Annotated in this window: 19 protein-coding genes, 2 tRNA genes and 1 pseudogene; 2 read left to right on the top strand and 20 right to left on the bottom strand. The window is 60.5% G+C overall.

What is annotated here, in order from left to right:
- Nucleotides 1-107: 107 nt before the first annotated feature.
- The 4 genes from JQM66_RS09505 to JQM66_RS09490 all read right to left on the bottom strand — a co-directional run bounded on the left by JQM66_RS09505 (nucleotide 108) and on the right by JQM66_RS09490 (nucleotide 2,560).
- A tRNA-Met gene (locus JQM66_RS09505) sits at nucleotides 108-183 on the bottom strand.
- Between the two features lie 19 nt (nucleotides 184-202).
- A tRNA-Leu gene (locus tag JQM66_RS09500) sits at nucleotides 203-288 on the bottom strand.
- Between the two features lie 281 nt (nucleotides 289-569).
- Entirely contained in the window at nucleotides 570-1,652 is a 1,083-nt protein-coding gene (gene mnmA, locus JQM66_RS09495) for a tRNA 2-thiouridine(34) synthase MnmA (protein WP_235229636.1), read from the bottom strand.
- Between the two features lie 98 nt (nucleotides 1,653-1,750).
- The gene (locus tag JQM66_RS09490) at nucleotides 1,751-2,560 is read right to left on the bottom strand and encodes a sensor histidine kinase (RefSeq protein ID WP_235229635.1); all 810 of its coding nucleotides are present in this window, start codon (nucleotides 2,558-2,560) and stop codon (nucleotides 1,751-1,753) included.
- Nucleotides 2,561-2,870: 310 nt separating this feature from the next.
- Here JQM66_RS09490 and gap point away from each other — a divergent pair, with 310 nt between their 5' ends.
- Both gap and JQM66_RS09480 read left to right on the top strand, forming a co-directional pair.
- A complete protein-coding gene (gap, locus tag JQM66_RS09485) occupies nucleotides 2,871-3,896 on the top strand; it encodes a type I glyceraldehyde-3-phosphate dehydrogenase (protein ID WP_235229634.1) in 1,026 nt (341 codons plus the stop codon).
- A gap of 175 nt (nucleotides 3,897-4,071) precedes the next feature.
- Nucleotides 4,072-4,404, top strand: coding sequence for a helix-turn-helix domain-containing protein (locus JQM66_RS09480; protein WP_235229633.1), 333 nt, complete (start codon nucleotides 4,072-4,074; stop codon nucleotides 4,402-4,404).
- A gap of 57 nt (nucleotides 4,405-4,461) precedes the next feature.
- Here JQM66_RS09480 and JQM66_RS09475 read toward each other — a convergent pair whose 3' ends face one another.
- From JQM66_RS09475 to dtd, 16 genes and pseudogenes are all read right to left on the bottom strand, one after another.
- Complete coding sequence (locus JQM66_RS09475) at nucleotides 4,462-5,046, bottom strand: PIN domain-containing protein (protein WP_235229632.1); 585 nt, start codon at nucleotides 5,044-5,046, stop codon at nucleotides 4,462-4,464.
- Nucleotides 5,047-5,192: 146 nt separating this feature from the next.
- On the bottom strand, nucleotides 5,193-5,738 hold the full coding sequence (gene hpf, locus JQM66_RS09470; RefSeq protein WP_235229631.1) for a ribosome hibernation-promoting factor, HPF/YfiA family: 546 nt from the start codon (nucleotides 5,736-5,738) through the stop codon (nucleotides 5,193-5,195).
- A gap of 264 nt (nucleotides 5,739-6,002) precedes the next feature.
- Nucleotides 6,003-6,464: a S1 RNA-binding domain-containing protein gene (locus JQM66_RS09465; protein ID WP_235229630.1), complete on the bottom strand. Its 462-nt coding sequence runs from the start codon at nucleotides 6,462-6,464 to the stop codon at nucleotides 6,003-6,005.
- A gap of 60 nt (nucleotides 6,465-6,524) precedes the next feature.
- Nucleotides 6,525-6,827 (bottom strand): FtsB family cell division protein, encoded by a 303-nt coding sequence (locus JQM66_RS09460; RefSeq protein WP_235229629.1) that lies wholly within the window; start codon nucleotides 6,825-6,827, stop codon nucleotides 6,525-6,527.
- Nucleotides 6,828-7,035: 208 nt separating this feature from the next.
- A pseudogene (gene yabQ, locus JQM66_RS12815) lies at nucleotides 7,036-7,287 on the bottom strand (spore cortex biosynthesis protein YabQ); the annotation flags it as partial.
- A 2-nt stretch (nucleotides 7,288-7,289) separates the two neighbouring features.
- Nucleotides 7,290-7,577: a YabP/YqfC family sporulation protein gene (locus JQM66_RS09455; RefSeq protein WP_407946017.1), complete on the bottom strand. Its 288-nt coding sequence runs from the start codon at nucleotides 7,575-7,577 to the stop codon at nucleotides 7,290-7,292.
- A gap of 50 nt (nucleotides 7,578-7,627) precedes the next feature.
- A complete protein-coding gene (locus JQM66_RS09450) occupies nucleotides 7,628-7,873 on the bottom strand; it encodes an RNA-binding S4 domain-containing protein (RefSeq protein ID WP_235229628.1) in 246 nt (81 codons plus the stop codon).
- A gap of 537 nt (nucleotides 7,874-8,410) precedes the next feature.
- A complete protein-coding gene (locus JQM66_RS09445) occupies nucleotides 8,411-8,686 on the bottom strand; it encodes an HU family DNA-binding protein (protein ID WP_235229627.1) in 276 nt (91 codons plus the stop codon).
- A gap of 61 nt (nucleotides 8,687-8,747) precedes the next feature.
- Nucleotides 8,748-9,554, bottom strand: coding sequence for a nucleoside triphosphate pyrophosphohydrolase (gene mazG / locus JQM66_RS09440; protein ID WP_235229626.1), 807 nt, complete (start codon nucleotides 9,552-9,554; stop codon nucleotides 8,748-8,750).
- Nucleotides 9,555-9,612: 58 nt separating this feature from the next.
- Nucleotides 9,613-11,265, bottom strand: coding sequence for a putative polysaccharide biosynthesis protein (locus JQM66_RS09435; protein WP_235229625.1), 1,653 nt, complete (start codon nucleotides 11,263-11,265; stop codon nucleotides 9,613-9,615).
- Nucleotides 11,266-11,338: 73 nt separating this feature from the next.
- Entirely contained in the window at nucleotides 11,339-12,166 is an 828-nt protein-coding gene (locus JQM66_RS09430; protein ID WP_235229661.1) for a purine-nucleoside phosphorylase, read from the bottom strand.
- The gene (locus JQM66_RS09425) at nucleotides 12,166-12,558 is read right to left on the bottom strand and encodes a zinc ribbon domain-containing protein (RefSeq protein WP_235229624.1); all 393 of its coding nucleotides are present in this window, start codon (nucleotides 12,556-12,558) and stop codon (nucleotides 12,166-12,168) included. The genes JQM66_RS09430 and JQM66_RS09425 overlap by 1 nt, the downstream gene beginning before the upstream one ends.
- 269 nt (nucleotides 12,559-12,827) lie before the next feature.
- Nucleotides 12,828-13,763, bottom strand: a complete 936-nt coding sequence (locus JQM66_RS09420; protein ID WP_235229623.1) for a uridine kinase family protein — start codon at nucleotides 13,761-13,763, stop codon at nucleotides 12,828-12,830.
- A 14-nt stretch (nucleotides 13,764-13,777) separates the two neighbouring features.
- Nucleotides 13,778-15,253, bottom strand: a complete 1,476-nt coding sequence (gene hemZ, locus JQM66_RS09415) for a coproporphyrinogen dehydrogenase HemZ (RefSeq protein WP_235229622.1) — start codon at nucleotides 15,251-15,253, stop codon at nucleotides 13,778-13,780.
- 9 nt (nucleotides 15,254-15,262) lie between these two features.
- Nucleotides 15,263-15,877: an MBL fold metallo-hydrolase gene (locus tag JQM66_RS09410; protein ID WP_235229621.1), complete on the bottom strand. Its 615-nt coding sequence runs from the start codon at nucleotides 15,875-15,877 to the stop codon at nucleotides 15,263-15,265.
- Between the two features lie 13 nt (nucleotides 15,878-15,890).
- Nucleotides 15,891-16,334, bottom strand: a complete 444-nt coding sequence (dtd, locus tag JQM66_RS09405) for a D-aminoacyl-tRNA deacylase (protein ID WP_235229620.1) — start codon at nucleotides 16,332-16,334, stop codon at nucleotides 15,891-15,893.
- Nucleotides 16,335-16,631: the final 297 nt, after the last annotated feature.

The raw sequence follows: 16,631 nt of genomic DNA, 5'->3' as shown, positions 1-16,631 counted from the left end.
AGACTAAAATTGAAGAAAATGCGGAAGGTAGCTCTTCGGGAAAATCAAATGCAAATTGCAGCGGGGGCAAAGAGAAAACCCTGAAACCGTTGCGGTTTCAGGGTTTTTGGTTGCGGAGACAGGACTTGAACCTGCGACCTCCGGGTTATGAGCCCGACGAGCTACCAACTGCTCTACTCCGCGATATCGATATAGAATTTTGTGGTGCCGGTGACCGGACTCGAACCGGTACAGTATCGCTACCGGGAGATTTTAAGTCTCCTGTGTCTACCATTCCACCACACCGGCAGCTGTCGGCAATAGTTAGAATACCACAGATCTACTGCTTCTGTCAATACCAATATGAAAATAATCAAAAAACCGTACGACAATTTTCGATGGTGCATGGTTTCGTGCAACTTTTCGCATGTGGAAGCATATACTGAATGAAACACATCGCAAAGGAGGAACCCAAAGTGAGACCCCAAATGCTTCATATTGGTGATGTCGACGACCTGATTTTCCAGGATGACTGGCTGATCAGCGACCGCTGACACTGATGGACGCCGCGAAAGCGGCGTCCTTTTGCGTCATGTCCCGCAGATGGTGCCGCCGCCCACCACGGTGTCGCCGTCATACAGCACCACCGCCTGCCCCGCGGTGATGGCCCGCTGCGGCTCTTCAAACGTCACACGGATGCAGCCGCCTGCCAGCGGCTCCGCCACCGCCGCGGCCTCCCGCTGGGTATAGCGGGTCTTGACGGTGACGGCCATAGGCCCCGTCAATTCCGGGACGGAGATCCAGTTCATCCGCTCTGCCGTCAGAGTGCGGCTCCAGAGGGCGCTGTCCGGCCCCAGACGGATGGCGTTGGATGCGATATCTTTCTCCAGCACATAAAGGGGCTGCTCCGTGGACAGACCCAGCCCCTTGTGCTGGCCCTTGGTGTACCGAATGATCCCCTTGTGCTGGCCCAGCACCCGGCCCTCCTGGTCCAGGAAGGGTCCCGGCTCCGAGGGCTGCCCGGTGGTGCGCTCAATGAAATCGGCGTATTTTCCATCGGGTACAAAGCAGATGTCCTGACTGTCCCGCTTTTTGGCGTTGACCAGGCCGTGAGCCTCAGCGATTTGGCGGACCTCCGATTTTTCCATGCCGCCCAGGGGAAACAGGGTATGGGCCAGTTCCTCTTGGGTCAGCATATACAGAAAGTAGCTCTGATCCTTGCTGCGGTCCTTGCCCCGCTTCAGGAGATACCGGCCCGAGGTTTCGTCCCGCTCCACCCGGGCATAGTGGCCGGTGGCCATATAGTCGCCGCCCAAGGTTCGGACCCGCTGCAGCAGGGCTCCAAACTTGACAGAGCGGTTGCACTCCGCGCAGGGGTTGGGGGTACGGCCCTGCTGGTATTCCTCAATGAAATTCCGGATGACCGTATCCCGAAAGGTCTGTGCAAAATCGAATACATAAAAGGGAAATCCCAGGCGGCGGGCCACCAGGGCGGCGTCCTCGGCGTCAGACAGAGAACAGCAGGTGCGGCTGGGACTTTCGCCCAGGTCCTCGTTATGGAACATCCGCAGGTTCACGCCGGAGAGCTGATATCCCGCCTGCTGCAGCAGCACCGCAGCCACGGAACTGTCCACACCGCCGCTCATGGCGACGAATACGTGTCCATTTGACATATGCGTCCCTCCTTGGGGGTGGTATGAGTGATATTGTACCCCATTCCGGTAAAAAAGGAAACAACAATTTCGCCGCGGGGGAGACCCGCGGCGAAGGTTCATTCCTGATTGCGCAGCAAAAATGCTTTGGAGGGCAAGGCATCCGCCAGACCCAGCAGCGTCCGGTTGAAACCGCCGCTGTAATCGAAGTGCACGTCCGACACACCTGTGCCCAACTGCCGGTCCGGCAGGGACAGGGTGAAGCGGCTGCCCTTTCCCTCCCGGGATTCGGCCATCAGGGCGCCGCCCTGACCGGCCGCCAGACGGCGGCACAGGGGAAGCCCCAGGCCAAGGCCGTGGGGAGGCGGGTCCATGCGGTCGGCATGGAGGTACCGGTCAAAAAGGGTCTCCAGCCGGTCCTGGGGAATGCCGCAGCCGGTGTCCTCCACGGAGAGAAGCAGCTGTCCGGCGGTGCGCCGCAGTTCCACGGTGACGGTGCCGCCGGCGGGCGTGAATTTGAAGGCGTTGGACAGCAGGTGATTCAGGATCTGCTCCATGGCATCCGGAGAGACGGCGCAGATATGCCGCTCCAGACTGCAGACGAAGCGCAGCTCCAACCCCAGCATGGGCGCCAGAGAGGCGGCCCGTTCACACAGCTCTCCGATCAGCTCCGTCACATCCACATCCCGCAGGGGAAGGGGATCGTCATGGGTGAGGTACGATGCCAGGGAAAGGCTGTTCGCCAGCCGCAGCAGCTGGTAATAGCTCTGATCCAGCTGGGCGGCCCGGGCGTCCAGGGCGGGGTCCTGCTCCCGGGCGGAGGCCGGAGCCAACTGCGTGGCAGCCAGATGGAAATTGCTCAGGGCACTTCGCATTTGAGCGGCGACATTGGGAAACAGGGACGCCAGCTCATTCTGTTCGGAATCCATGCAATCCTCCTTTCCGGCGCCGGGGCGCTGTTGATAGGATTTGCACGGGCAGGGGCCTTCAACCCAGGAAAACCCTGCCTGCGGCACCATTAGGATAGCAAATCAGAGGGGAAAAAACAAGAATTTTGTCGAATTTTGTCGAATAGGGAGGAAGGACTATACAAATGCCCAAAGAAAACCAGAAAAAACATACGCAATTTTACGTAAATATAAATTGAAATTTGCGAAACAAATGTTATAATGGCTGTGCGATGGAAAACCACTGCCGCAGGACCGGCAGAATATGAAAAATGGGAAGGATCACAGGAACATGGCAATCAAAGTGGGCATCAACGGCTTCGGCCGCATCGGGCGCGTGGCACTGCGCATTATGATCGAGCGGGGCTGCAGCAGCTATCAGATCTGCGGCATCAACCTGCGGAACGCGGATCTGGACTACATGGTCTATCAGGTAAAATACGACTCTGTGTTCCGGACCTTCCTGGGCAGCGTGGAGCACGATGACCGACACCTCATCATCAACGGCAAGAAGATCCGGGTGTACAGCGAGAGCGACGCTTCCCAGATCCCCTGGGACGACTGCGGCGCAGAGTACATCATTGAGTCCACCGGCGCCTTCAACACCACGGAAAAGGCCTCCGCCCACCTGGTCCACGGGGCTCGGAAGGTCATTCTCTCCGCCCCCTCCAAGGACACCTGCACGCCCACCTTCGTCATGGGCGTGAACCACAAGAAGTACACCACGGACATGGACGTGGTGTCCAACGCCTCCTGCACCACCAACTGCCTGGCTCCCATGACCAAGGTCATCAACGACACCTTCGGCATCAAGCAGGCCCTGATGAGCACCATCCACGCCGCCACCGCCAAACAGAAGGCCGTGGACTCCCGCGCCGGACGGGACTGGCGGACCGGCCGCAGCGTCCTGGGCAATATCATTCCCTCCTCCACCGGCGCCGCCAAGGCGGTGGGCGAGGTCATCCCCGAGCTGAAGGGAAGAATGACCGGCATGAGCTTCCGGGTGCCAACCAACGACGTGTCCGTGGTGGACCTGACCGCACGGTTGATCCAGCCTGCCAGCTACCATGACGTGTGCGTGGCCATGGAGAACGCCTCCCGGAACAGCATGAAGGGCATCATCACCTGCACCAGTGATCAGGTGGTGTCCTCTGATCTGACGGGTTTCTCCGAGACCTGCATCTTCGACGAGACTGCCGGTATCATGCTGGACGACGACTTCGTGAAGCTCATTGCCTGGTACGACAACGAGTGGGGCTACACCAACAAGCTGCTGGACCTCATGGCCCATATGTATGCGGTGGACCACCAGAATTAACGAATTGACTGAATTATGGAGCGCGGGAATTTCCCGCGCTCTTTTTTGCTGATATAGTCCCGACTTATTTATAGCATATGATATAATACTATGTTAAACACGTACTATGACATATTCTGGTTTTTGCGCTAATGGGGTAAACTTTTCTCATAACTGTTATAGGAGAGCACAGGCAATGAGGAAGAAAGACCCGGAAAAAGTGGATATGGGCCGCCGTTTCCGGGAGGCCAGAGAGAAAAAGAACTGGACGCGGGAGCAATTGGCGGAAAGAGCGGAATTGTCAGTACCCTTTCTGGCCGATCTGGAATTGGGAAATACGGGCGTAAGGCTGGATCGTTTTCAAAAACTCTGCAAAATTTTGGATGCTGATGCCAATTATATTCTCTTTGGAAAAACACAGATGCCAGAGGAGACCATTACCGCCCTCCTCCGGGACCGGGACGAGAAGACCCTCCGGATCGTGGAGAACACCGTCCGGGCCATGCTGGAAGCCATGGACGGTAACTAAACTATTTTGCGCAAAAAACGCCCGGCCTTTTCAGGCCGGGCGTGCTCATATGACTCTTTACTCCGCCGCCTTTTCCGCGGCGGCTTTTTTTCTGCGGTAGTTCCGGCGGGGTCGGGAGGTTTTGGCGGGCTTTTCCGGCTGGACAGGCGGCTCCGGTGCCTCGAACAGCGCCTTCAGATGGCTGTACAGCAGGCCGCCCCGGGCGGCGCCGTATTCCTTCTCCAGGGCGCTTTGCAGTTCCTGGCGGCTGGCAGCGCGCAGCAGGAAGGGCAGGGGCAGGCAGGCCTCAATGGAGGGCCGCAGGTCCACCTCCCGGAAGGCGTCGGCATACCGGGCACGCAGGGCATCAATGGAGGCGGCGTAGCCCTTGTCCTGGCTGATGACGTAGGCATAGTCTGTCTCGCCCCGGCCCACCAATACCCCAAGCTCCGTGATGATCTGGAAGTCGATGGAGTTCCGTCCGCCCCGGACGCTCTCGATATACTGCACACTGGCCTGGGTCCCGGCGCAGAGCTTTTCAATTTTGCTGAGGGCCAGACCGGTCTTCTGATAAAAGACCAGCACTGTGTCCTGTTGGGAGAGCATGTCGATGCCCTTCAGGCCGGTGCCGATGTTGTTGTCTCCGTCTACTAAAAAAATCATATTCTGAAAGTCCTTTGTTCGTCTTTTTTCCATGTGCGGAAGTTTCATCAGTATAACAAATACATGCCAGAAAGGCAAGTATTTTAGAAAGAATGGCTGTTTTCCGCAAAAAAGGGGAGGCCTTGCGGCCTCCCCGGAGATGGTTCTTATTCTTCCTCGTCGGTGACGATCAGGCCGTAGCCGCCGTTCTTGCGCTGATAGACGATGCACAGGCTGTCATCCTCGCTGCTGCGGAACACGAAGAAGTCGTGGTCCAGCAGGTTCATCTGCAGAATGGCCTCCTCGGCGCTCATGGGCTTGACGGAGAAGCGCTTGGTGCGGACGATGTTGAACTCCTTCTCCTCGGCCACCTCGAAGTCGTCGGCAGGAGCGGGAGCGGGGAAGCCTTCGCTGCGCAGGCGCTTGGCCAGGCGGGTCTTGTTCTTCAGGATCTGGCGCTCAATGTAGCCCACCGCGGCGTCGATGGCGCCGCGCATATCCCCATCCGGCGCCTCAGTCTGGGCGCGCAGCAGCGTGCCGCCGCCGCGGATGGTAATTTCCACCGTGCAAAGATGATCCTTCTCCACAGCAAAGGTGACTGCGGCGGTCGTGTCATCCCGGAAATACTTGTCCAGCTTGGAGATCTTCTTCTCGGCATAGTCCTTGATGGAATCGTTCAGGGAGACTTTCTTGCAGGCGTACGTATACTTCATAAAGATCGCTCCTTTCGTGTGGAAGAGAGGCGTGTCCTCTCTTTTGTATAATATAGCATATATTTCCGCTTTTGTACAGATGGTGTTGAGCGGTTTTTACAAATTGTTCAGCACTGCCCCATTCCGACATACTTCGGGCGCCGAAGGTGCTATGATAATCCAGGAAGCTTTCCAATATCCCACCCGTTTGGGCCGCACGGTGTTCCGACGCCGCGCGGCTCTTTTTTCATCAAAAAAGGACCGCTTTCAAAGCGGTCCTTTTTGTTATCTTCTTCTGCGGCCGCCGCCCCGCTTGCCGTCGATGCTGCGGTTCAGATCGGCCATTTTCCCCTCGGAGGAGGAGAGGAACTGCTTCAGCTTGTCCTCAAAGGACTGGTCCCCGGAGGGGGCCTGCGCTGCCTGCTGGGGCGGGCGGCTGAAGCTCCTGGGCTGCTGGGGTGCGGGCCGGGAGACCGGGCGGCCTCCTGTGGCAGGCCGGGGCGCGGGGCGCTCCTGCGGCTGCGTTTTCTTGATGGAAAGATTGATCTTTCCGTTCTCCGTGGACAGCACCAAGACCTTGACGGTCTGTCCCTCCTGGAGAAAATCATGTACATCGTTGACGAATGTGTTGGCGATCTCCGAAATGTGCACCAATCCGGACTTGCCGCCCTCCAGAGCGACGAAGGCGCCGAATTTGGTGATGGTGGTCACCTTGCCTTCCAAAATGCTCCCGACCTGAAGCTCCATACCCAGTTTTGTTTCTCCTTCCGTTTGTTTCACCACGGACGAGGGCACCCCCGCCGTCCGTCAATTGCCCGGCTCAAAGATATATTCTCCCGGTTTGACGTATCCCAACTCGTCCCGGGCGATCTCTTCAATCTTTTCCTCGGTGGGACCTGCGGCAATGTCAGCGGCCAGGGCGTCGTTTTCCTGCTGCTGAGCCGCCACCTCTGCGGCGTACCGGTCCTTTTCTTCCTGGGCGGTCTTCAGCTGGTCCCGGAGACCGTACAGCTGCCATCCGATGGCGGCCAGCAGTACCAGGATCACGACCTTGGTCAGAAAGCCGCTCCGGGGACGCGGCCGCTTTTTTGCGTGCTGCTTGTCTGCCATGATCCTCACCTCCGCGTGATGCACACATGCGCCCAGTTTTTCTTATTGTATAGCATTTTTTCGCAAAATAAAAGAGATTTTTTCCGCGGCGGGCCATTTTTTCGCAGAAATTTTTGGTCCAGAGAGCGGGAAAAGACAACAAATATACCAAGAACGCCAGGGTGTCCGCCCAAAAATCCCAGATGGGGCGCAGCCATTGGGAGAAGGCGCAGAAGAACAGCACCGCTCCGCCCACGGCGCCCAACACCATGAAGCCCCGCAGCTCGCCGCCGCCCCGCTCCATGAGAAAGGAGAAGGCGGCCGCGCCTGCCGTCAGACAGTAGGCCGTGTCCAGCAGGGCGGTGAGCCGGGGAAGCCGCAGCCGGAAGGGGCGCAGCAGATCGTACAGCGACCCCAGGGCCAGACCCAGGAGAATGGACTGGCCGAAGGTCAGCAGCTGCTGAGAGACCTGGTTCCCCATAGTCAGCCAAACAGCCGGCTGAAAAAGCCGCCCCGGCTCCGGCCCTCATCCTCGTAGGTCACGGAGTCGATGCGGCCGTCCACATGGAGCTCGCCGCCGTCCAGGGACAGCTTGCCGATGTGCAGGTCCTCTCCCGTGACCACCAGAGTGCCCGCCGAGGTGGACATGACGATGCCGGTCTCGTCGAAGCGGTCCACATCCTCTACGCCGGAGACGGTAAGCCGCTCCCGCCCCACCAGCTCCAGGCGGTGCTCCGCCGCGGGTACGGTGTTGTTGTAATCCTTCATCATGGTCAGCCCTCCCCCTGTCCATATCCTATGGGCGGGGGAGGGGAAATATGCTACCGGCCGATTTCCCGGTACAGGGTGCAGGCGTCGGCCTGCTTTACCGTCTCCTGGACGGAGAGGACCTCCACGGTGAGGGTGCGGGCGCCAAAGCGCAGGGTGATCTGGTCGCCCACCTTCACATCGTAGGAGGCCCGGGCGGCCTTGCCGTTGACCAGCACCAGCCCGTTGTCGCAGGCCTCATTGGCTACGGTCCGCCGCTTGATCAGCCGGGAGACCTTCAGATATTTGTCCAAACGCATTGCAAATCCTCCAAATAAGGACTGCCGGCACCAAGGTGCCGGCAGATTTGGTCATCTTTTCCCCATACGCACACAGCGGAAAGGGGCTAGGGAAACCTGCGGTTCCCCAGTTGATTTGCCTGCGGCAAATCAAGAAATTGAAATCATTTTCGCCGCGGCGCCCTCCAGAGGGGCTTCTCTTGCCCCTGCGGGGCAATTCACCTTCTGTACGTGGCGAAAATTCCTTGACCCCAGGCGCCTTTACCCGCAAGGAGTATGCGATATCCGTAAGGCGCTAAAGCGCCAACGGCTATCCAAGGGCGCCGTTCACCAGTGACCAGATCAAGGGGCCCCCGCCGAAGCCCAGCGAAGCGGGTTCGGTGGGGAAAGGAAGAACGAGAGGAGCGGTGTTCGCTTTCGCCAAAGGCGGAAGCGAACGGAGCGCAGCTTGTTCTGACGCGGTGGGGGGGGGAATCTACTGCGCAGCCGTTAGCAGCTTTGCTGCTTTACGGATGCGGCGTCCCCCCTTGCGGGGAAAGGGGGGACGGAGTCCCCTCTTTACTTGGAAACAGCGTCCTTCAGAGCCTTGCCGGCCTTGAACACGGGCACCACGGAAGCAGGGATCTCGATGGACTCCTTGGTCTTGGGGTTGCGGCCGATACGGGCGGCGCGCTTCTTCACCTCAAAGGAGCCAAAGCCCACCAGCTGGACCTTCTCGCCCTCGGTCAGAGCGGCGGTGATGGCGTCCAGAGTGGCAGAAACAACAGCCTCGGCGTCCTTCTTGGAGACCTCAGCGGTAGCGGCAACAGCATTGATCAGTTCAGCTTTGTTCATGTGATTGTATCCTCCTGTAAAAAAGTTTTTGCAGCATTTATTTCTTAACGCGTATCGCGTGTTAAGACTCTCGTTCCTTGGCGGCACGCCAGAGGGCCAGCAGCTCCTCCTGGGAATAGTCCGCCAGGGGCTTGTCCGCCGCTTCCTCCACCAGGCGGAAACGGGCGTCAAATTTGTCGCAGGCGCGGTGGAGGGCGTCCTCCGGGTCTACCTGGAAGGACTGGGCCACCTTGGCGGCCATGAAGAGGGTGTCGCCCACTTCTTCCCGGATACCGTGGGGGGCGTCCACGGACTTGCCGGCCTCCAGGGCCGCCCGCAATTCCCGGACTTCCTCCTCCAGCTTCTCCAGGGCACCCATGGCCCCGTCCCAGTCGAAGCCCGCCTTGGCGGCCTTGCTCTGGGTCTTCTCCGCCCGCCACAGGGCAGGCAGGGTGTGGGGAATGGCCTCAATGGCGTCCGCCGTGGACCGCTGGTCCTTTTCCTGGCGCTTCAGGACCTCCCAGTTCACCAGGACCTGTTCGCTGGTGTCAGCCTGCATGGTGCCGCCGAACACATGGGGGTGGCGGTAGACCATTTTCTGGGCGATCTCGTTGACCACATCGTCCATGGTGAACCGCCCCTGTTCCTTTTCAATCTGGGCGTGGAACACCACCTGCATCAGAACGTCTCCCAGCTCCTCACGCATGGCGTGGGGATCGTCCCGGTCCAGGGCATCCAGGACCTCGTAAGTCTCCTCCAGAAAATTCCGCCGGATGGACTGGTGGGTCTGTTCGGCGTCCCAGGGACAACCGCCCGGAGCGCGCAGCAGACGCATGATCTCCAGAAAATCCTCCCAGTCATACTGGGGCTTACATTGAAAATCTACCATAGATTGACCGCCTTTGCAAGAAATTTCAACGGTGAAAGCCTTGAAATCTCAAAGTTTTTTATTTTAAGTGCAGAAGTTTAATAAGCGTCTCCCCGTGGGGGATGGAACGGACGTCCTCCGCCCGCAGGATGCGGAGAGCGATGACCAGGACGGCGTAGACCACCACGCCCGCCAGAATGCCGCAGAAGGTGGCGGCGGCGTTGGCGAGATACGCGGAGTGTCCGGCCAGGGCCCGGGCCGCGAAGCCGTGGACCGCCCAGGCGGCTGCACCCATGAGCACGGAGGCTGCCACGGGCTTGAGAAAGATCTGGAGATACCTGGGCTTCTCCGGGGAGTATTTCCACACGAAGAACAGGTTCAGCCCCACGATGACCATGTAGCAGCACAGGGTGGAGATGGGAGCGCCGTGGATATTGATGTCGGGGTTGCCCACCAGGATGTAGTTCATGACGATCTTGGTGATGCCGCCGGCGATGACGGTGAAAATGGGCAGCTTCTCCTTGCCGTAGGTCTGCAGGATGGCGTTGGTCAGGATCATCAGGCAGATGAACACCAGGGCGATGCCCAGGATCTGCAGATGGGGGCCTGCCGCCAGGGCGTCCTCCTGCTGGGTGGGCAGGAGCAGCCGCATGATGGGAGTGGACAGCACGGAGAGACCCACGCCCGCCGGCAGGGCCAGAATGGCAATGAGCCGGAAGGCGGAGGAGATGATGCTGTTGGCCTTGGCGGTGTCCTTCTGGGCCATGGCCGCCGCCGCGAAGGGGATCAGGCTCATGGTGACGGGATAGACGAAGGAGGCCACCATGTTGGGCATATCCATGGCCATGCGGTACTGGCCGTTCAGCAGGGCGGCCTCCGTCTCGCTCAGCAGCAGGGCGTTCTGCAGCTGGCCCATGACGATCTTGGTGTCGATCAGGTTGATAATGCCCAGGGCGGAGTTGCCCAGGGTAATGGGAATGCCGATAGCCAGCACGCTCTTCATGATGGTGCCGCTGGGATCGGGAGTGTCCAGGCTCTCCGTTTTGCTGTGGTGGGTCACCAGATAGACGATCAGGAAGGCCAGGGATAGAATGGTACCCACGGTGACGCCCAGGATGGCGCCGGCGGCCACGTATTCCACGCCGTCGCTGCCCGTCTGCGCCAGCTGCTGGGAGACAGCGGTCTCTCGGCACTTCTGCAGGATGAACCAGGCCAGGGGCAGGCCGATGCAGACCTTGCACAGGGCCTCCAGCACCTGGGAAATGGCGGTGGGCTTCATGTTGCCCTGGCCCTGGGTGTAGCCCCGCATACAGGCCAACAGGCACACGCAGAACACCGCGGGCGCCAGCGCCCGGATAGCCTGGGCGGCCATGGGGTTCTCCTCAAAGGCCGCCAGCTGCTCCGCACCGAAGAACATCAGCAGGGAGCCCACCAGGCCCAGAATGAAGAACAGCCACACGGAGGTGCTGAAGATCTTCCGCTTCTGATTCTCCCGGCCCTGGGCGTGTGCCTGGCTGGTGAGTTTGGAGATGGCCAGGGGCAGGCCCGCCGTGGAGAAGATCATCAGGAAATTGTAGATCAGATAGGCGGTGTCAAAGTAGGTCTTGCCCACGCTGCCCAGAATGTTGTTCAGCGGCAGCTTGTAGACCGCGCCGATGAGCTTGACGATGACCACCGCCGCAGTCAGAATGGCGGCGCCGCCCAGAAAGGACTGCTTTTTTTGTTTCGACATGAACAGATTACCTCGAAATCACAGAAAAATGTGCGTGGGGAGTTCTCTTTAATGTATGGCTGGCGGAAAATCTTTATACCTCGGCCAGACAGGCCTTTACCAGAGCGGTGAATCTGGGGCCGGCCGCCATGCCCGCCGCGATGACCTCGTCCCCGTCCAGGGGCTGGTCCAGCACGCCGGCGGCCATGTTGGTGCACAGGGTGAAGCCCAACACCTTCATCCCGCAGTGGGCGGCCACGATGGCCTCCGGCACGGTGGACATGCCCACCGCGTCGGCACCCAGGATGCGGGCAGCCCGGACCTCCGCCGGGGTCTCGTACTGGGGACCGGGGAAGTACATATATACACCCTCCCGCAGCCGGATGCCAAGATTTTGGGCGGCTTTCCGGGCCACCTCCCGCAGGGCGGGGGTGTATACCTGACTCATATCCGGGAACCGTGGGCCGAATTCGGCCACGTTGGCGCCGCACAAGGGACTGACGCCGAAGAGCTTGATGTGGTCGGTGATCAGCATGATATCCCCGGCGGAAAAGCCCGTGTTCACTGCTCCGGCGGCGTTGGTGACGATCAGGGTCTCCGCGCCTAGCAGCCGCAGTACCCGGACGGGATAGCTGACATCCGCGAAGGACCAACCCTCGTAGGTGTGAAGCCGCCCCTGCATGACCGCTACGTTGCGTCCTGCCAGCCGCCCGAAGACGAATTGGCCCTTGTGGTCGGGGGCGGTGGAATGCTTCATATGGGGAACATCCTGATAGGGCACCACGATGGGGGCCTCCACCTCGTCGCCCAGGGCACCCAGGCCGGAGCCCAGGATCAGCAGGACATCGGGACGAAAGCTCCCCAGCCGTGTCCGCAGGATCTCCGCGCTTTCCTGATATTGTTGATAGGTGTACTGCTCCATCACAGCTGCCCTCCGCACTCTCCGCAGAACGCGTCGCCATCTTTTATGAAGGCCCCGCAGGTGGGGCAGGTGTGGGCATCTTCCTCCCTGCGGATCTCGGCCTGCAGCCCGGCGATCTCCGCCTTGAGACCGTCGATCTCCTGCAGCTTTTCCAGCAGAACCTCAGAGTCCGTGGGGGCCCCGGTGTGGGTGGCGTACAGCAGTTCACCAACCTGGGAGAGACGGTCCTTCACATCGCCCTCCAGGGAGGCGATCCGTATCCGCAGCTTTGCCACGGACAGCAGCTCCCCGGCCTTTTTCCCCATGCCGAAAGCTACATCCGCGGCCACGTCTCCCGCCTGTACGGCGGTACGCTGAACAGATTCCAGTAAGGCTGCCAGTTTTTCGTTCATAAGCTCCTCCAATCTCCCCGCCGCGCACAGCGGGGCCAGAGGGGACCAAGGGTCCCCCCAATTCTTTCAGCTCTGGAAAAAGAAGTCGTTTCCATCATTTCCGGCAGGACACCCTCCAGAGGGGGCTTCTCTTGCCGCTGTGCGGCAATTCACCTTCTGCGCCTGCCGAAAATACCCTGACCTGCGTGCCCTGGGGACACGCATATCAGTGACGCGGCGTCACCGGTGGTGGGGGTTCTCAAGGGGGAGCAGGCTCCCCCTTGAAAGTCTCAGTGGTTGTCGTAAGTGGAACCGCCGATGAACTCCCGGGCCAGGGAATCCGGGGCTACATACTTCTCGTCCAGCGCCTCAATTTTCTCAAAGCCCCGCAGCATGTCGTCCACCACGTCGTACTTCCCGGCGGGGACGGCCTCCAGCAGAGGCACCACCATGGGCTTCAGAACGGCGAACTCAAAAGCCAGGGAGGAGTCGAACATCAGATTGGCGTTCTCCTTGTAGGGGGAGATGTACAGCTTTTCGCCCCGGCGCACGTTGGCCCACATTTTCAGGGTGAAGGCGGCGTCGCTGCCCCGGAACTGGTAGTCCCGGACGATGCGGCGGCACAGCCGCAGCCAGGGGTGCTGGAACACCATGGAGCCGTCCTCGTCCAGCAGGTTGCTGCGGGCGGCGATGTACAGCTTGAAGGCCCGGGGGTTCTTGCCCACGATGATGTCGTTGAGGGCGTGGATGCCCTCGAAGATGGCCAGCTCATCGGGGCCCAGGTGCATGGGCTGAGACATGATGTCGGACCGCATCTGGCGGGCGAATTCGTACTTGGGGATGTGGATGGTCTCGCCCCGGTCCAGCATGGCGAAATGCCGGTTCAGCAGGTCCACATCCAGGCAGAAGGGAGACTCGTAGTCAATGGCGCCCTCCCGGTTCCGGGGGGCCGTTTCCGGGTCCACGGTGTTGAAGTAGTTGTCCATGGAGACCGTGTGGGTCTCAATGCCCATTTTCTCCAGCTGCTCCTCGATCTTCAGGGCCGTGGTGGTCTTGCCAGAGCCGGAGGGACCGGACAGCAGGATGATGTGGGACTCGCTGCGGTGGTCGGCGATCTTCTGGGCCGCGGTCTCCACTTTTTTGTGGAAGGCGGCGTCGCACTCGTCCACGAAGGCCTGGGGGTCGCTGCGGATGGCTTCATTCAGCTGCTTCAGAGAGTATGCCATGAGAAACGCTCCTTTCAAAGATTCAGATTTTTATAGAACGCGGCAAAGGCCGCCTGATTTGCAAGACATTTTTCCGGCCGCTCCGTGTACTCCTTGGGATATTTCAGGTTGAATACCCGCTCAATGTGGTTGGTCCCGGGCTCCACCATCTTGGTGGACCCGCCGGCGCCGAAAGACAAAATGGAGCACAGTTCCGACATGATGTCGATGTTGTACCAGCACTCCGCCCCGGGCCTGCTCCAACCTACATTTTCAAAGCTGCCGGACATATACTTCTGCCGGTACAGGTAGTAGGGGGCGTAGCCGGCCTGCCGCAGCACGGGGGCGGCGTAGTCCAGCATCTCGCTGACGGCCTCCGGGCCGGGGATAGTCAGGCCCTCCGTCAGAATCCGGCTTCCCTTTTTCAGCGCCAGGGTGTGGACGGTGACGTTGTCCGTGCCGAAGGAGAGACAGCGGTCCAGGGACCGGCGGAAGCCCTCGGGGGTGTCCTCCGGCAGGCCCGCGATCAGGTCCATGTTCACATGGGGGAAGCCAAATTTGTCCACCAGTTCCATGGCGGTCTCAATGTCCCCGGCGCTGTGGTGCCGTCCAATGGCCCGCAGCACATGGTCCTCCATGGTCTGGGGATTCACGGAGACCCGGGTGACGCCGTGGGACTTCAGGACTGCCAGCTTCTCCGCCGTGATGGTGTCCGGACGGCCCGCCTCCACGGTGATCTCCTCACAGGGGAGGATGTCGAAGGACTCCTCAAAGGCCGTCAGCACCCGGTCCATCTGCTCCGCCGTCAGGGTGGTGGGGGTGCCGCCGCCCATGTAGAAGGCCCGGACCCGGAGACCCTGCTCCCGCACCATCCGGCCGCCCTCCCTGATTTCTTCGACGAGGGCGTCCACATAGGGGGGCACCAGGGCGAAGCTCCGCTCCACCGACTGGCTGACGAAGGAGCAGTAGGCGCAGCGGGTGGGGCAGAAGGGGATGCCTACATAGATGTCAATATCCTTGGACGCCAGACGCCGGGAGGCCCGCAGAGCCATGGCTCCGGTCTCCAGGGCCAGATCCGCCCGGGACCGGGTGACGAAGTAGTCCTCCTCCAGCATGGCGCGGGCCTGGTCCGGGCTTTTGCCCTCCGCCAGCGCCCAGGTGACGGGCTTGTCGGGCCGGACGCCGGTCAGCATCCCCCAGGGGGGCGTGACGTCGGTGACGGCCCGGGCAGCCAGGAAGAAGCACCGGGCGACGGCGTGGCGCCGCTGTCCCTCTTTTTCAAAGTCCGTGCCGGAGAGGGGGCGGTCCAGGGAATAGGGCGCTGCCTTGCCGTGAACGCTCAGCTCCACGGTGACATGGCAACGCTCGTCCGCCTCCCGCAGGGAGATAATGGCCCAGGTGTCGTCCCCGGGCAGAATGGGCTCGTAGACCGGCAGCTCGCCGGGGAACAGGTTCATCAGGCTCTGCTCCACCACGTACCGCTCGTCGTGGCCCTGTAATACCAATTTCATATCCGTTCCTTATCCGTTCATGGCCTGGCGGAGATAGGGGTTCCAGGATCGTTCCTGGTCCAGGGTGCTGCTCTCCATGTGGCCAGGATAGACCTTCAGATTTCCCTCCAGCTCGCCCAGCCGCTTCAGGGAGGCCATGATCTTCTTCACGCTGCCGCCGGGGAAATCCGTCCGGCCGCAGGAGCCGGCGAACAGGGTGTCTCCGCAGAACAGCACGTCCCCGCAGCGGAGGGTGACGCTGCCCTCGGAGTGACCGGGGGTGGACAGGACCTTCAGAGTGAGACTGCCCACCTGGATCGCATCTCCCTCGCCGTAGTCCTTGACGTTGGCTACCGGGGGGAAGAGCTGTAGCATATAGCTGTCGTCGGCACCCTGATCCCGGCAGCTCAGATAGGTGGGCACCTCCGGCCACCGGGCCTGCAGGCCTGCCACGCCGCCGGTGTGGTCATAGTGACCATGGGTCAGCAGGATGGCACAGAGTGCGCAGCCGGTCTCCGCCACGGCGGCGGCCACCAGGTCGGCGTCCCCGCCGGGGTCAATGACGGCACACAGCTTTTCCGCTTCGTCGCAGAGAATATAACAATTGGTCCCGATGGGGCCTACCTGTAAGGTCTTGATGTTCATAGGCGTCTCCTTTTCAGGGGCGGTCGGTGTCAAAGAGAATGGTGACGGGGCCGTGGTTCAGGGACTCCACCTCCATCTTGGCGCCGAATTCGCCGTGCTCCACGGTGAAGCCCCGCTCCCGGCAGTGGGCCATGAAATCCTCGTACAGCGGGATGGCCAGGTCCGGCTTGGCGGCGCCGGAGAAGCCGGGGCGGCGGGAGGAGGTGTCGGCAAAGAGGGTGAACTGGGAGACTACCAGCAGGCTGCCGCCCACCTGCTCCAGATTCAGGTTCATTTTATCGTTTTCGTCTTCGAAAATACGTAGATTGCAGATCTTGTCCGCCAGCTTCACGGCGGTGTCGTGGGTGTCGTTGGGGGCGACGCCCAGCAGGACCAGATAGCCCTCGCCAATCTGGCCGTTGATTTTTCCGTCGATGGTGACGGAGGCGTGCTTCACGCGGGTGACAACTGCGCGCATAGGTGCTCCTTTCTGGCGCCCCTGCCGGGGCACGGGGAGGATTGCCCGGCTTTGCCGGGCGGGGAATGAACCCCCATTTTCTTTTCCTCTTGCGGAAAAGAAAACGGCCGTTCACGGTCAAAAGAAAAGGCGTTGAGGCGGATCAACTTGACACGGATGCGTCAAGTTGACCGCAATACGGGGGTCATCGTAGTCGGTGCCCGTGTAAGCTGAAAGTCAACTACCGGGTGCGCTATACTCTGGCGAAACAGGGAAATGCTTCCCCGCATTTGCAGGCATGGATGCGGCTTTCGGGGG

The sequence above is a fragment of the Oscillibacter valericigenes genome (assembly GCF_021531915.1).
Taxonomy (GTDB): domain Bacteria; phylum Bacillota; class Clostridia; order Oscillospirales; family Oscillospiraceae; genus Oscillibacter; species Oscillibacter valericigenes_A.
This window is presented reverse-complemented; position numbering and strand designations above follow the sequence as displayed.